Genomic DNA, 14,242 nt, shown 5'->3' on the forward strand with positions numbered 1-14,242 from the left:
CAGGCGATCTTCGTCGCCGATCGACCTCGAGGGCTTGGCATCATGACCGCACCCACCCGCTCAGCGCGTTCGGCGCGTCTGTTCGCCGGACTCGCCGGGCTGCTGGCGACCTTCATGGTCGGGTTCACGGCCGCGCCGGTCGTATACGCCGATCCGGGTTATGCGGCCTATCTGGATCTGCCGTCGGTCAACGGCGACGGTTCCGGTGGCGGCGGGCTCAATCCCGCACTGCCGCTGGATGTCTCGACGCTGCGCGCCGCGGTCGAGCACGCCCGCGCCGACGGTATCGCGCCGCGGCGCTATGCCACACTGCTGCACCAGTATTGGCTCGCGGTCGCGGCCGGTAATGCCGATATCGACCTGGCCGCGTGGGATCCCGCGCACGGTGTCGCGGCCAATGCGCGCACCTTCACCCAGGTGTATGTCAACTATCGGCGACTGGCCACCACACATCCGGACTTCTACTGGGCGGGTCTGGCCGAATTGGCGGGCGGCTCGTTCGCCTCGGGCTTCTTCGATATGGACGATGTCTCCGCGGTCGTGAGCGTGCCCGGTGTACACCAACTCGGCAGCGCGGTCGCCGATCTGCTCCGCCGGACCCCGGCCCAACTGCTCGATCTGCTGCCCGCCGATCTGCGTCTGCTCGGCACCGAGGGCCAGCGGCTGACCGCCGCCGATCTGACCTGGTATCAGACCCGGTTGATGATCATGCAGCGGCACATCTTCATCGATCAGGTGCCCATGCACGAGGCGTACGCCGCCGAGGGGCTGCCCGCGATCGAGGAGATGTATCGGGCCGGGGTGCTCGACGAGAATGCCGTTGCCGCATGGCGATCCATCGACTCGGGCACCGAGGCCGGATATCGCGACGCCCTGCTGCGCATGACCGACCGCGAACAGAATCAGATCATCGCCGATCAATGGGACGCCACCGCCTGGGGTCGCGGCGCCATCGGCCGAGTGCTGACCTATGTGAGCACCGTCGCGGGTAAACCGGCCGTCCCCGGCGTGCGCGCGCCGGGCAACTTCGCCCCCGTCACCGTCGCCGCCGATATCGACGGCCGCCGGGTCGTGCTGCGGGTCTCGCTGCCCGCCTTCGACTGGGCCGACCGCGATACCCGCTGGACCTATATCACCGGTGATCTGGTGCCCTGCTATTCCGAACTGCAGTCGAATCGGGCCGCCGCGCAGGCGCTGCTGTCGGTGCCGTTCCCCGATCAGCTGGCCCGCAATCGCCTGATGGTCCGAGTGCCCGACCTCATCGCCGATCTGACCAAGGAGTGGCAGCTGACGGCCTGACAGCGGGTGCGAGACCGATGGGGCCGACCGGCCGGTCGGCAGTTCCATCCCGCCCGGGAGTATCCTCAACGGTGCTATGGACGTATAACCCGAGTTCGCGCGTTATACGCTTGTGCCGGGAAGATCTCCATACACCCGCTTGCCGAAGGATCTCAACGGATGCATTGCCCGTACTGTCGCCACCCGGATTCGCGTGTGGTCGACTCCCGTGAGGCCGAGGAAGGCACGGCCATCAGGCGCCGTCGCGCCTGCCCGCAGTGTGGGCGACGCTTCACGACCGTCGAGACCGCGATCCTGTCGGTGGTCAAGCGCAGCGGCGTCACCGAACCGTTCAGCCGGGAGAAGGTGATCCGCGGGGTCAGCCGCGCCTGCCAGGGTCGCGAGGTCGACAGCGATGCCCTGAACCTGCTGGCCCAGCAGGTGGAGGATGCGGTGCGGGCCAAGGGCTCCCCGGAGGTGCCGAGTCACGAGGTCGGACTGGCCATCCTGGGCCCGCTGCGCGATCTGGACGAGGTGGCGTATCTACGCTTCGCCTCGGTCTATCGCTCGTTCAGTTCGGCCGAGGATTTCGAACGCGAGATCGCCGAATTGCGCCGTCACCGCGCCGAACACGCCGTCGGCGTCACCGCCGAATAACCGCCGGGCCGAATTCGGCTCCGGCGCTGGATCTTCGGACCGACCGGTCCGCACCTCGCCTGGATCCCCACCCGTACCTGTGCTTGACTGCGCAGATGGATTGGGTGAGGGAGTTCTACTCGACGACCGGCATGTGGTGGGGGCCAGCGGACGCGCGAGTGACGGATCGGGATCGTCGGCGCGTCCGGCTGCTTCGCGAACACGGTCCGTGGACCGGTCGCGTGCTGGAACTGGGATCCGGTTACGGCGCCACGGCGGTGGCCACCGCGCGGGCGGGCTACGACGTCACCGCGGTGGAGATCAGCGACCGCGCGGACTATCTCGGCCGTTTGTTCGATGATGTGACCCCGGGCGCGCTCACGACGCATCGGGCCGATTTCTACGAGGTCGAACTGGACGGGCGTTTCGATATCGTCTGCTACTGGAACGGATTCGGCATCGGCTCGGACGCCGATCAGCGTCGACTCCTCGAGCGGATCGGTTCGACCTGGCTCGAGCCGGACGGCGTCGCGCTCATCGATGTGTTCAATCCGTTCGTCTGGGCCGCATGGGACGGTGACGAGGAACATCATCCGGCCGTCCCCGAGGCGGGCTACCAATTCGACCTCCACCAGCGCATCAGCTTCGACCCCGTCACCTGCGTCGCCACCGATGCCTGGTGGGAGTCGACCGCGCCCGAACGCCCGATCCAGCAGTCGCTACGCTGCTATACCCCCGCCGATCTGGAACTGCTGCTCGACGGAACCGGCCTGTCGCTGAGTGCGATCGTGGTCGGCGATACGCCATCGCCGCGGGAGCAAGCGCCCGCGCTACTGGGCGAGGAGTTCGAATACCTCGCGATCCTGCACCGCAGCGAATAACCCGAATCGGTTACCGCCCCGGACGTTTGACCGGCGCGGCGCGGACGGCCGCGATCGACTTCTCGATGCGCTTGGCCGACACCGGATACGGCGTGCCGAGTTGCTGTGCGAACAGGCTCACCCGCAATTCCTCGATCATCCACCAGATTTCGGTGACATCGGGTGCGATGCGGCGCGCCTCCGGCAGACTGTCCAGCAGCCGCTGATAGATGGCGTGCACACGATCCAGTTCGGCCATACCCTGCCGATCGCGTGTGGCCGAACCCGGCAGCGCCTGCAACCGGGCCGTGGCCGCCTGCAGATAACGGGGCAGCTCACGCAGTCGGGCGCTGCCGAATTCGGTGATGAACCCCGCGAAGACAAGCTCGTCGAGCTGATGTTCGACATCGTCGGCGATATCGCGATCATGGATGTCGGACAGGGCCGTTCGCACCCGATGGGCCTCGGCCAGGACCGGCACCACCAGCCGCACGATCCGAATGACCGTCTCGCCGAAGCGCGGTCTGATCCGCTCGACCAGTGCGCGGAACTCCTCGGGACTGCGTACCGGGCCACCGTTGGCGGCGATCAGCTCGTCGGCGGCGCAGGCGCGGCAGTCCTCGATCAGCGCCTCCAGCGAGCCGTACGGATTCTGGCTCAGGGCAAGGCGTTCGGTGGGCGACAGCCCGGCCGTCGCGGACCGTGCCGAGGCGGGCAATTCGTTGAGCACCAGGGCCCGGGTGCCCGCGCGCATGGCGGCGGCCTGCTGGCCGGGGGAGGACAGTACGCGCACCGCGACGCCGTCGCCCTCGGGAACCAGCGCCGGATAGCCGGTGATGGTCTGGCCGCCGACCTCGCGGCGCACCGTCGGGGCCAGTGTGCCGAGCGATTCGGAGGTCCACACCGCGGCCGGGGCCCGTTCGGCGGCCTTGGTGGCGCGCGCGACCGATTTCGACACCTGGTCGGACAGCCGGGTCCGCAGCGCCGTGAGGCTCTTGCCGCGATCGACGATCGTGCCGTCGGGCGTGGTGGCCGCGAAGGTCATGCGCAGATGATCGGGCAGCGCGGCCGGATCCAGATCGTTCGTGCCGATGGTGACCGAGCCCAGCTGTGACAGTTCGCGGGCAAGGCCGACCCGCAGCGGTTCGGCCCGCGGAGTGAGTCGCGCCAAGGCGGCGCGGGCGAAGTCGGGCGCGGGAACCACCGTGCGGCGCAACTGCTTCGGCAGCGTCTTGATCAGCGCCGCCGCCAACTCCTCGCGCATACCCGGCACCAGCCAGTCGAAGCCGACCGGGCGCACGTGCGCGAGCTGGGCGATCGGAATGTGCACGGTCACACCGTCGTCGGCCTGACCGGGCTCGAATTGATAGGTGAGGGGGAAGGTGAGCTCGCCCTGCCGCCACTGATCCGGGAAGGCCGTGGGATCCAGTATCGCGGCATCGGAATTGACCAGTGTCGCGGTCGAGAAGTCCAGTAGCGCAGGGTCTTTGCGCTTGGCCTTACGCCACCAGGTGTCGAAATGCCGGGCCGAGACGACCTCGGCGGGCACACGCTGATCGTAGAATTCGAACAGCACCTGATCGTCGACGAGGATGTCGCGTCGGCGAGCCCGGTTCTCCAGATCGGCGACGTCGTCGATCAATTCTCGATTGCGATGGAAGAACTCGTGGCGGGTTTGCCATTCGCCCTGAACCAGCGCGTGCCGCAGGAACAGTTCACGCGAGAGCTCCGGATCGATGCGGCCGAAGTCGACGCGGCGCTGGGCGACCAGTGGAACCCCGTAGAGCGTGACCCGCTCGTAGGCCATGGCCGCGCCGCGCCGCGCGGACCAATGGGGTTCGGAATAGGTGCGTTTGACCAGGTCCCCGGCCAGCCGCTCGGCCCATTCCGGTTCGACGCGCGCGGCCATGCGGCCCCACAGTCGCGAGGTCTCCACCAGTTCGGCGGCCATCACCCAGCGCGGCGGCTTCTTGGCCAGCGAGGAACCGGGGAAGATCATGAACTTCGCATTGCGTGCGCCCAGGAATTCCCGGCTCTCGGCCTCGCGCACGCCGATATGCGACAGCATGCCCGCCAGCAGCGACTGATGGATCGACGTGGCGTCCCACGGCAGCGCGTCGGTGTCCTCGGGCATCGGCGCGACCTGTCCGTCACCGGACCAGCCCAGACCCTTGGTGATGGTCCGTAGCTGCCCGTGCAGATCCTGCCACTCCCGAATTCGCAGATAGTGCAGGAACTCGTCGCGGCACATCCGCCGGAACTGGTTGGACGACAACGACTTACGCTTGCCCCGCAGATAGTCCCAGAGCCGCAGGTAGGCCAGGAAGTCCGAACCCTCCACCGTGAAGCGGGCATGTTTGGCGTCGGCCTGCTGCTGGAATTCCGCGGGCCGCTCCCGCACATCCTGGATCGACAACGCGGCCACGACCACCAGCACCTCGGGCAGGCAGCCGTTCTTGTTGGCCTCCACCAGCATTCGGGCCATGCGCGGATCGACGGGAATCTGGGCCATCTCCCGGCCGACGGGGGTGAGCGCCAGGTCGCCGACCACGGCCTCATCGGATCGCCGCGAATTCCCGCGTCCCCGCGCGTCCGCGCTGTTCCGGCCCTCCTCGGAGCGATCGCCCGCGCTACGGCCGCTGGTCCGGTCCTCGTCGTCGGTCGCCGCGCCGCCGCGCTTGTTTCCCTGGCCGCTCTCCGCGTGCCGGGTCCGGTCGCCCGCGGCCGCCGCACCCTCGCGCTCGTCCTCCCGGCCGGGCCTGTCGTCTGGGTCGGTGGACTCGGAAGCCGATTGGGGCGCGGTCGATTTCGAATCCGGCTTACGGGCCAGCGCGCCCAATTCCTCGAGCAGCGCGATGCCGTCGCGGATCGCCCGGCGGTCCGGTGGTTCGACGAACGGGAAGTTCTCGATATCACCCAGGCCCAGGGCGGTCATCTGGAGGATGACCGCGGCGAGGTTGGTGCGCAGGATCTCCGGTTCGGTGAAGGCCGGACGGGCCTCGAAGTCGTCCTCGGAGTACAGGCGGATGCAGATGCCGTCGGCGACGCGGCCGCAGCGGCCGGCGCGCTGCCGGGCCGAGGCCTGGGAAATCGGTTCGATCGGCAGGCGCTGGACCTTGGTGCGCATCGAATAGCGGGAGATGCGGGCGGTTCCCGGATCCACGACGTAGCGGATGCCGGGCACGGTCAGCGAGGTCTCGGCGACATTGGTGGCCAGCACCACACGACGGCCGGTGTGGGACTGGAAGACTCGATGCTGTTCGGCCGCGGACAGTCGCGCGTAGAGCGGAAGGATCTCGGTGCGCGGCAGTTTCAGATCGCGCAGCGCGTCGGCGGCATCGCGGATCTCGCGTTCGCCGGAGAGGAAGACCAGCACATCGCCGTCGCCCTCGGCGAGCAGTTCGGTCACCGCGTCGCCGATGGCGTCGACCGGATCCCGGTCCACCACACGGGGGTCGGCATCCTCGTCGTCCTCGCCCTCGCCGGCGGGGGCCGGAATCTCCAGCGCCAGTGGGCGATAGCGCATCTCCACCGGGTACGACCGGCCCGATACCTCGACAATCGGTGCGGGCGTACCGGATTCGTCCGCGCTAGGGTCATCTGATTGCTCCGCAAAGTGGCGGGCGAACAGCTCCGGATCGATGGTCGCGGAGGTGATGATCACCTTCAGATCGGGACGCTTGGGCAGCAGCTGTTTCAGATAGCCGAGCAGAAAGTCGATATTGAGACTGCGCTCGTGCGCCTCGTCGACGATGATCGTGTCGTAGCGGCGCAGCAGCCGATCGCGCTGGATCTCCGCGAGCAGGATGCCGTCGGTCATCAGCTTGACCAGGGTGCGTTCGGAGGCCTGATCGGTGAAGCGGACCGTATAGCCGACCACGTCGCCGAGTTCGGTACCGAGTTCCTCGGCGATGCGCTCGGCGACCGTGCGCGCGGCCAGTCGGCGCGGCTGGGTGTGGCCGATCGTGCCGCGGATGCCGCGACCCAATTCCAGACAGATCTTCGGAATCTGGGTCGTCTTACCCGAACCGGTCTCACCGGCGATCACCACGACCTGATGGGCGGCGATAGCCGCGGCGATATCGTCGCGGCGCGCGGAGACGGGTAGCTGTTCGGGGTAGCGGATCTGCGGTACGGCCGCGCGGCGGGCCTGGATCCGGCCCTCGGCGGCCGCGATCTCGGCCTCGAGGTCGGTGGTGTCCCCGCGAGTCCGATCGAGCCGGCGACGCAGACGATATTCGTCGCGGATCGTGAGATCGGCCAGGCGGGTGCGCAGCGCGCGAGATGTGGCGGCGGTCCTGGTCATTGCATCGACCAGCGTAGCGAAACGTCGACGCGGGAGCGCAAACCCCTTACCGATCTTGCTCCGAGTCGGGTGTCCGGTATGTAACCATCGATGGATGACCGCTGGTTCCGGAACGCCGATGTGGGTCCGCGCCCTGCGATTCATTTCGTTGCTGCTGGGCATCGCCGCCCTGATCCGGGGCGAGATCCGTGCGCTGGGCGCGGCGGCGAGCTCCGCCCTGCCCGGGCGATCGTGACCCCGAACAGCTGAGACCGCCTCGACGCAGCGCGAGCCGCCCGCGACCCGCGCCGGACACGGGCGTGCCCGCGGTTTCCCTACCACTGCGAATGCGATGACATATGCCAAGATCGACCCCATGATCACCGGTGCGGGGACGGCGCTGTGGGTGCGGGCGGTGCGGTTCGGATTCGGTGTGCTGGGAATTGTTGCGCTGCTCTGGATCCCGCTGCGCAATCTCGGCGTCGACGGCTTCTCGCTGGGTAACTACCTCAGCTACTTCACCATCGAATCCAATATCTTCGGCGTCCTCGTCCTGGTGGCGGGCGGCCTGCTCGACCCGACCGGCCGCCGCTGGCAGACCCTGCGCGGCGCGGCGGCGCTGTATCTGCTCATCACCGGCGTGGTGTACGCGGTGCTGCTGGCCAATATCGATGTGATGCTGCAGGACCGCTGGATCAACGACGTTCTGCATCGCGTGCTGCCGATCGTGCTGGTAGCCGACTGGCTGCTGGTTCCGGCGCGGCTGGGCATTTCGATGCGGCTGGTCGCGAGTTGGTTGATCTATCCCGCGGTGTACGGGGTGTACAGCCTGATTCGCGGGGCGATGGTCCATTGGTATCCGTATCCGTTCCTCGACCCGCGCACCCAGGGTTATGCCTCGCTGTTCATCGGCCTGGTCATCCTCGCGGTCGTGTTCGCCTTCCTGGCCGCCGCGATCGCGGGTCTGGGCACATTGCGCGGCGCTCATCGGGCCTCGGAGTAATAGCGCGCGGCCGCCGTCCAGGTGTCCGAGCAGCCGCCCGTGGCCGTCGAACAATCCGCGGATTCGGCCCGGCGCCGGTCGTCGGGCTCTGCCCGTCCGCTCCCGTGCGGGTTGTTTCGTACTCGCGGGTAATGTGGTGCGGGGCCGGTGGCGGCCGGGTTGGGTGAGAGGAGCCGGGATATGGGTGCGCTGTGGCATGGATTCGCCGATATGGGTGCGGTGGAGCGTGACGGGGCGTTCGTGGTGGCTCGAGGTGAGGGCGCCTACATCTGGGACAGCGAGGACAATCGCTACCTCGACGCCACGGGTGGACTGTGGTTCACCAATGTCGGGCACGGTCGCCGCGAGATCGCCGACGCGGTCGCGGCGCAGCTGTCGACGCTGGCCCACTACAGCAACTTCGGCGATCTGACCGCGCCGGTCACCCAGGCGCTCGCCGAGCGGCTGGCCGAACTGGCCCCGGTGCCGGGCAGCAAGGTCATGTTCACCTCGGGTGGTTCCGATTCGGTGGACACCGCCGCCAAATTGGCCCGTCGCTACTGGCACGAGCTCGGTCGTCCGGACAAGAAGCTGATCGTCGGGCGTCGCCTGGCCTATCACGGCATGCATGTGGCCGGTACCGCGCTGGGCGGTATCGCGCCCAACCGCGAGGGCTACGGCGAGCTCATGCCCGATGCTCGCACGATCGAATGGAACGACGCCCAGGCGCTGCGGGCGCTGATCGATGAGGTCGGCGCCGACAGCATCGCGGCCTTCTTCTGCGAGCCGATCATCGGCGCGGGCGGGATCTACCTGCCGCCGGAGGGTTATCTGGCCGAGGTGCGCGGTCTGTGCCGCGACAACGACATCCTGTTCGTCGCCGACGAGGTGGTCACCGGCTTCGGCCGCATCGGCGGATCCTGGTTCGCCTCCACGCGTTTCGGCCTCGAGCCCGACCTCATGACCACCGCCAAGGGCCTCACCTCCGGCTATCTGCCGATGGGCGCGGTCTTCATCGCCCCGCGGGTGGCCGAGCCGTTCTACTCCGGCGGCGTCTGGTTCCGCCACGGCTACACCTACGGCGGCCACGCCGGTTCGGCCGCCGCGGCCATGGCCAACCTCGACATCATCGAGCGCGAGGGCCTACTCGACGCCAGCAAGAACCTCGAATCCCTGCTGCACGAACACTTCGCGCCCCTGGCAGCCCACCCGCGCGTCGCCGAGATCCGCAGCGGTCTTGGCGCGGTCGCCGCGGTTCAACTGGCCGAACCCGCCGAGGGGCCCGCTTTGGTGAAGGCCCTTCGCGCTCAGGGTGTTTCGGGCCGCGCCGCGGGCCAGGGCGCGTTGCAGATCTCCCCGACCTTCGTCATCACCGAACAGCAGGTGGCCGATATGGCCGCAGCCTTCGCCCGCGCCCTGGGCTGAGCGTTCGCGCCGACCCGGCAGCGGGCCGCATCGGCCCGAGGCGGTTACAGCGCCAGCGTCATGAAGATGCTGTGCGGGTCCTCCGCATAGTCGGCGAACGGTGGACAGGGTCGGAAACCGTGGCGTTCGTAGAGGCGGCGCGCGGGTGAGAAGAATTCCGCCGTACCGGTTTCCAGGCTCACGCGGTCGTAGCCGCGGGTACGGGCCTCGGCGAGGATGTGTCCGAGCATCAGCGCGCCCACGCCGCGGCGGCGCACGACGGGAGCGGTGCGCATGGATTTGATCTCGCCGTGGGTGGGGTCGAGTTCCTTCAGCGCGCCGCAACCGGCGAGGGTGTTCTCGTCCCAGATCGTCCAGAGGGTGACCTCCGGCTTGCGCAGACCGTCGAGGTCCAGGGCGTGCACACTGTCCTCGGGGGAGTGCTCGTACATATCGGCCAGATGGCCGCCGAGCAGATCGATCAGCTCGGCTCCGGTCACATCGTCCACCACGATTCGCATGGCACACCATAACTCTGAACTGGTCGGTTGGCAGGTATCCGAATCCGCAGAACAGGGTGCCCTTACCTCGATCGAGTGCGAGCATGGAGAGAGGGCGACGAAGGGGCAGCGCGGGAAAGGTGGTCTGGCGTGGCCGGATTCGTGCTGGAGTACGGGGCGTTGCGGTGGGCGGCGGTGATCGCGTTCGCGGTGGCCGGGGTGATCGTGGCGGGGCGGGTCGCCGTGGGAACGGCCGGAGGTGAAGGGGGACAGCGTTTTTCGCGCGCGGTGGATCTCGAATCCGATGCCGCGCATCTGCTCATGTGCCTGGTGATGGGCGTGATGCTGGTCTTCCCGGTCGCGGCCGGTTCGCACGCCCTCGACGGGGTGCTGACCGCCATGGTGGTGGTCTACGGCCTACTGTTGCTGGGCCGAATCATCCAGTGGCGCACCGGAGCCGCCGCTGGACCGGGTGTGGCGATCGCCTATCACCTGGTGGCCGCCGCCGCCATGCTCTACGCCATGTCGGGGCATATGGACGGCGGCCGACAGGGCCCGATCCTGCCGGTGCTGGCCACGCTGTTCGTGGTCGACGCGGTGCTGACGCTGCTGCCCGCGAAACTGTCGCTGTGGCACACCCTGGTGCATCCGTCGGGATCCACCGGCCCGATCGCCAGGCTGCCGCATGTGGTGATGGACCTCGGCACCGCCTACATGATGATCGCCGCGCTGCGCTGAACCCGTCTCAGCGAAAAGCCTTGCGGTAGGCCAGCGGCGCCACGCCGATCTTGCGGCCGAAGTGATGCCGCAGCGTGACCGCCGATCCGAATCCACACTGATCGGCGATCTGCTCGATGGACAGGTCGGTGGTCTCCAACAACTGCCGGGCGCGATCGATCCGCGTGCGCAACAGCCACTGCAGCGCGGTGGTGCCCAACTGCTCCTGGAAGTGGCGTTGCAGCGTGCGCACCGAAACCCCGGCCGCGCGGGCGATATCGGTCTGACTCAGCGGCTTGTCCAGGTGATGTTCGATCCACTCCAGCACCGGCTGCAATGCGGTGCGCTCGCCGGGATCGCCGGTGTGGGTGATGAATTGGGCCTGACCGCCGTCGCGCTGCAGCGGCATCACGATCGTGCGGGCGGTATCGGCGGCCACCTGCGCGCCGTAGTCGTTGCGCACCATGTGCAGGCACATGTCCAGACCGGCCGAATAACCCGCCGAGGTGAGCACCGAACCGTTGTCGACGAACAGCACGTCCGGATCGACCTGGACATTCGGGAACCGGCGCGCCAGCGCGTCGCAGTTCATCCAGTGCGTGGTCGCCCGCTGGCCGTCCAGCAGTCCCGCCTCGGCCACGACGAACGCACCGGTGCACACCGACGCGATCCGCGCACCGGCCCCCGCGGCCCGCCGGATCGCCTGGGCCAACTCCGGCGGCACCTCCCACGGCGGCTGGAAGCCCGGAATCAGGACGGTGTCGGCGTTTTCGATCTCGCTCATCGGCCAGCGGGCCCGCATATCGAACATCTGCTGGCCGAAGGACATGGCGGTGGTCGGCTCGTCGCCGCAGACGCGCACGTCATAGCCATAGCCCACGTCCGGTATGACCGTTGTGGCAAAGACATGGCAACCGATGATCAGGTCGTAGATCTCGACCCGATCCGGAACCACCGCCGCAACGATGTGCATGTCGCGATCCTAACGAAAGAATGACAGCCCTGCTGTTGCGCAGATCGTTTGCTGTGAATAACTATGAGAAAGAGGTCTAGCTCACATTCAGTTAACTCTTGGTAGGCGAGAGGTTCCGGAGAGGGAGCAGCACATGATGACCACCGAATCCGATCGGGCCGGGCTGGACGCGCGGCGTCGACACGAGCGTATGACCGTCCTGGCAAATTTCGAGTGTCAATCGGCGCGCGATCTGGACGGCTACCTCGCGACGATGACCGACGACGCGCGAATTCTGCTGCCGTGGCAGCCGCCGGGCTTCCCGCGAGAGCTGATCGGGCACGAGGAGATTCGCGCGGCCTTCGCGACCCTGGGTATGCACGGCCGCCATGCCCTCGCGGTCACCTCGATGCGTCCGTTCCTGGATCCGGGGCGCTGGCTGGTGGAGGTCGACGCGGCCGACGATCTGTGGGACAGCGGCGGGTCCTACCGCGACCACATGGTCGTGCTGATCCGAATGCGCGAGGGCAAGATCGCGGATTTCGTCAGCTACCACAATCCCCTGGCAACCATGCGGGCTCAGACGATGACCGGATAGTCCGGCACCACTCGGCCGCCGAGGCGGACCCAGCCGTCGGAGTCCCATTCGGTGAACAGCTGTGAGCCGCGGCCCTGGGTGATGATCAGTCCGCGGCGCAGCAGCGCGGTGATGGCGACCGCCGCGGCGCCGGTGGCCTCGTCCTCGGCGATCCCCATGGCGGGCGCGAACATTCGCGAGCGGATGGCACCGCGATGCTGATCCACCCAGGCCCACGCGTAGTGCTGGCCCGCGGCGAAATCCGCGGGCTGCAGGGTGAGCAGATCGTCGAGGGATTCGAACTGGTCGAAGGCGAAGCTCGGCGTCCACTCGGCGCGGGCCCGAATCCAGGTCAGCCCGTTGTCCAGCGCCTCGACCTCGACCGGCCCGGCGGGCACGTCGATGACCTTGACCGGCCGCGCGATATGCGCGAGCCACCACCCCGCGCCGACCGAGGGATGTCCGGCGAAGGGCAATTCGACGGTCGGGGTGTAGATCCGCATCCGGGTGCGCCCGTCGGCGGGCTCGTCCACCACCACGGTCTCGCTGTACCCGGCCCGAGCGGCCAGGGCCTGGTGATCGACGCCGACGACCTCGTCCGCCCGCGCGATCCCCAGCGGATTACCGAACCGTCCGGCCGCATCGGTGAAGACGCGAACCACCTCGACCTGCGTGCTGTCGCTTTCGACTGCGCCCATGGTGAACAAGCGTACCGCTGGGTATCGAGAGAGGGCCTCGGCGAAAAGCGTGCCGCGAAACAACGTGCGGCAAATCCAACATTGTCATGTCCCGCAAACCAAAATTGCCCTGTCCCGACGCTTTTCCGGGACAGGGCAATTCGGTCGAATCAGACGTTGGCCGCCGCGAGGGATTCGGTGGCCTGGACGGCCTGGCCGACGCCGGCGACGATCGCGGCCACGCGCAGCGCCTCGAAGATCACCTCACGCGAGACACCGGCCTCGCGCAGCGTGTGCTCGTGCGCCTCGAGGCAGTGCTGACAGCCGTTGATCGAGGACGCCGCGAACGACCACAGCTCGAAATCGGCCTTGTCCACGCCCGGGTTGCCGATGATCTGCATGCGCAGTCCGGCCCGCAGGTCGTCGTAGCGGCCGCCGAGGAACGCCTTGCCCCGATAGAACACGTTGTTCATGCCCATGATCGAAGCGGCGCCGAGGGCGGCGTTGTAGGCCTCGGCCGACAGGATGTCGGCCGCCTCCTCGGCGATCTCGCGCAGTGTGCTGGCCGAACGGGTGGCCGCCGCCGACGCGAGCAGGGTGCCCCACAGCTGCTGTTCGTTCAGCACGGTCGACCGCGCGATGGACGACAGGTTGAGCTTGAGGTCCTTGGCGTATTCGGGAAGCGAGTTCTTGAGGTTCTCTACGGACACTTGGTGACTCCTCGAATCAGACGCTGGCGGCGAGCAGCTCACCGGCGTTGATGGTCGGATCGCCCTTCTTCCAGTTGCAGGCGCACAGCTCGTCGGACTGCAGCGCGTCCAGCACGCGCAGCACCTCGTCGACATTGCGGCCGACCGAACCGGCGGTCACCGACACGAACTGGATCTCGTTGTTCGGGTCGATGATGAAGGTCGCGCGGTCGGCGACGCCGTCGGCGTTGAGAACGCCGGTGGCCGCGGCCAGTTCGCGCTTGAGGTCCGACAGCATCGGGAAGGGCAGGGTCTTCAGATCCTCGTGCTGAGCCCGCCACTGGAAGTGCACGAACTCGTTGTCGACGGACGCACCCAGGACCTGGGCGTCACGGTCGGCGAACTCGTCGTTCAGCTTGCCGAACGCGGCGATCTCGGTCGGGCACACGAAGGTGAAATCCTTCGGCCAGAAGAACACGATTCGCCACTTACCCGCGTAGTCGTCGCTCGAGATCTGCGTGAAGTAGTCGTCGGGCTGCTGAGCATTCACCTTGGACAGGTCGCCGCCGATAACCGCGGTCAGGTTGTAGGCGGGGAACTGGTCGCCGATGGTCAGCAGGGCCATGCTTGCTCCTCTTCGTTGTCGGGATTGCCGTGCGAAGTGTTCGCTGTGATCTTGCCCAAC

The 14,242-nt window shown here is 67.7% G+C and carries 14 protein-coding genes; 8 read left to right on the top strand and 6 right to left on the bottom strand.

Annotation, left to right across the window (positions count from 1 at the left end; genetic code table 11):
- Positions 1 to 42 precede the first annotated feature (42 nt).
- From NP4_RS11970 to NP4_RS11980, 3 genes are all read left to right on the top strand, one after another.
- Entirely contained in the window at positions 43 to 1,299 is a 1,257-nt protein-coding gene (locus NP4_RS11970) for a hypothetical protein (protein WP_067996497.1), read from the top strand.
- 159 nt (positions 1,300 to 1,458) lie between these two features.
- On the top strand, positions 1,459 to 1,935 hold the full coding sequence (gene nrdR / locus NP4_RS11975) for a transcriptional regulator NrdR (RefSeq protein ID WP_062502788.1): 477 nt from the start codon (positions 1,459 to 1,461) through the stop codon (positions 1,933 to 1,935).
- A 95-nt stretch (positions 1,936 to 2,030) separates the two neighbouring features.
- Complete coding sequence (locus NP4_RS11980; RefSeq protein WP_067996500.1) at positions 2,031 to 2,795, top strand: class I SAM-dependent methyltransferase; 765 nt, start codon at positions 2,031 to 2,033, stop codon at positions 2,793 to 2,795.
- Positions 2,796 to 2,805: 10 nt separating this feature from the next.
- Here NP4_RS11980 and hrpA read toward each other — a convergent pair whose 3' ends face one another.
- Positions 2,806 to 7,080: an ATP-dependent RNA helicase HrpA gene (gene hrpA, locus NP4_RS11985; RefSeq protein WP_067996502.1), complete on the bottom strand. Its 4,275-nt coding sequence runs from the start codon at positions 7,078 to 7,080 to the stop codon at positions 2,806 to 2,808.
- 94 nt (positions 7,081 to 7,174) lie between these two features.
- On the opposite strand from hrpA, the gene NP4_RS40890 reads away from it, so the two are divergent.
- The 3 genes from NP4_RS40890 (at position 7,175) to NP4_RS11995 (ending at position 9,466) form a co-directional block, all read left to right on the top strand.
- Entirely contained in the window at positions 7,175 to 7,315 is a 141-nt protein-coding gene (locus NP4_RS40890) for a hypothetical protein (RefSeq protein WP_156524909.1), read from the top strand.
- Between the two features lie 96 nt (positions 7,316 to 7,411).
- Complete coding sequence (locus NP4_RS11990; protein WP_245998006.1) at positions 7,412 to 8,062, top strand: Pr6Pr family membrane protein; 651 nt, start codon at positions 7,412 to 7,414, stop codon at positions 8,060 to 8,062.
- Positions 8,063 to 8,242: 180 nt separating this feature from the next.
- Positions 8,243 to 9,466: an aminotransferase family protein gene (locus tag NP4_RS11995; protein ID WP_067996511.1), complete on the top strand. Its 1,224-nt coding sequence runs from the start codon at positions 8,243 to 8,245 to the stop codon at positions 9,464 to 9,466.
- Between the two features lie 44 nt (positions 9,467 to 9,510).
- Here the strand turns inward: NP4_RS11995 and NP4_RS12000 are convergent, their stop codons facing one another.
- Positions 9,511 to 9,966 carry a GNAT family N-acetyltransferase gene (locus NP4_RS12000; protein ID WP_067996514.1) on the bottom strand — a complete coding sequence of 152 codons (456 nt, stop codon included), beginning with the start codon at positions 9,964 to 9,966 and terminating at the stop codon, positions 9,511 to 9,513.
- Between the two features lie 129 nt (positions 9,967 to 10,095).
- Here NP4_RS12000 and NP4_RS12005 point away from each other — a divergent pair, with 129 nt between their 5' ends.
- The gene (locus tag NP4_RS12005) at positions 10,096 to 10,683 is read left to right on the top strand and encodes a DUF5134 domain-containing protein (RefSeq protein ID WP_067996517.1); all 588 of its coding nucleotides are present in this window, start codon (positions 10,096 to 10,098) and stop codon (positions 10,681 to 10,683) included.
- Positions 10,684 to 10,690: 7 nt separating this feature from the next.
- Here NP4_RS12005 and NP4_RS12010 read toward each other — a convergent pair whose 3' ends face one another.
- Positions 10,691 to 11,635 carry a GlxA family transcriptional regulator gene (locus NP4_RS12010; protein ID WP_067996521.1) on the bottom strand — a complete coding sequence of 315 codons (945 nt, stop codon included), beginning with the start codon at positions 11,633 to 11,635 and terminating at the stop codon, positions 10,691 to 10,693.
- 133 nt (positions 11,636 to 11,768) lie between these two features.
- On the opposite strand from NP4_RS12010, the gene NP4_RS12015 reads away from it, so the two are divergent.
- The gene (locus tag NP4_RS12015; RefSeq protein WP_067996522.1) at positions 11,769 to 12,212 is read left to right on the top strand and encodes a nuclear transport factor 2 family protein; all 444 of its coding nucleotides are present in this window, start codon (positions 11,769 to 11,771) and stop codon (positions 12,210 to 12,212) included.
- On the opposite strand, the gene NP4_RS12020 is transcribed toward NP4_RS12015, so the two are convergent.
- The 3 genes from NP4_RS12020 to NP4_RS12030 form a co-directional block, all read right to left on the bottom strand.
- Positions 12,194 to 12,889, bottom strand: a complete 696-nt coding sequence (locus NP4_RS12020) for a PhzF family phenazine biosynthesis protein (RefSeq protein WP_067996525.1) — start codon at positions 12,887 to 12,889, stop codon at positions 12,194 to 12,196. The genes NP4_RS12015 and NP4_RS12020 overlap by 19 nt on opposite strands.
- 149 nt (positions 12,890 to 13,038) lie before the next feature.
- Positions 13,039 to 13,578: an alkylhydroperoxidase, AhpD family gene (gene ahpD, locus NP4_RS12025; protein WP_067996529.1), complete on the bottom strand. Its 540-nt coding sequence runs from the start codon at positions 13,576 to 13,578 to the stop codon at positions 13,039 to 13,041.
- A gap of 16 nt (positions 13,579 to 13,594) precedes the next feature.
- Positions 13,595 to 14,182 (bottom strand): peroxiredoxin, encoded by a 588-nt coding sequence (locus NP4_RS12030; RefSeq protein ID WP_062504858.1) that lies wholly within the window; start codon positions 14,180 to 14,182, stop codon positions 13,595 to 13,597.
- Positions 14,183 to 14,242 lie beyond the last annotated feature (60 nt).

This window comes from Nocardia pseudobrasiliensis NBRC 108224 (genome assembly GCF_001613105.1).
Taxonomy (GTDB): Bacteria; Actinomycetota; Actinomycetes; order Mycobacteriales; family Mycobacteriaceae; genus Nocardia; species Nocardia pseudobrasiliensis.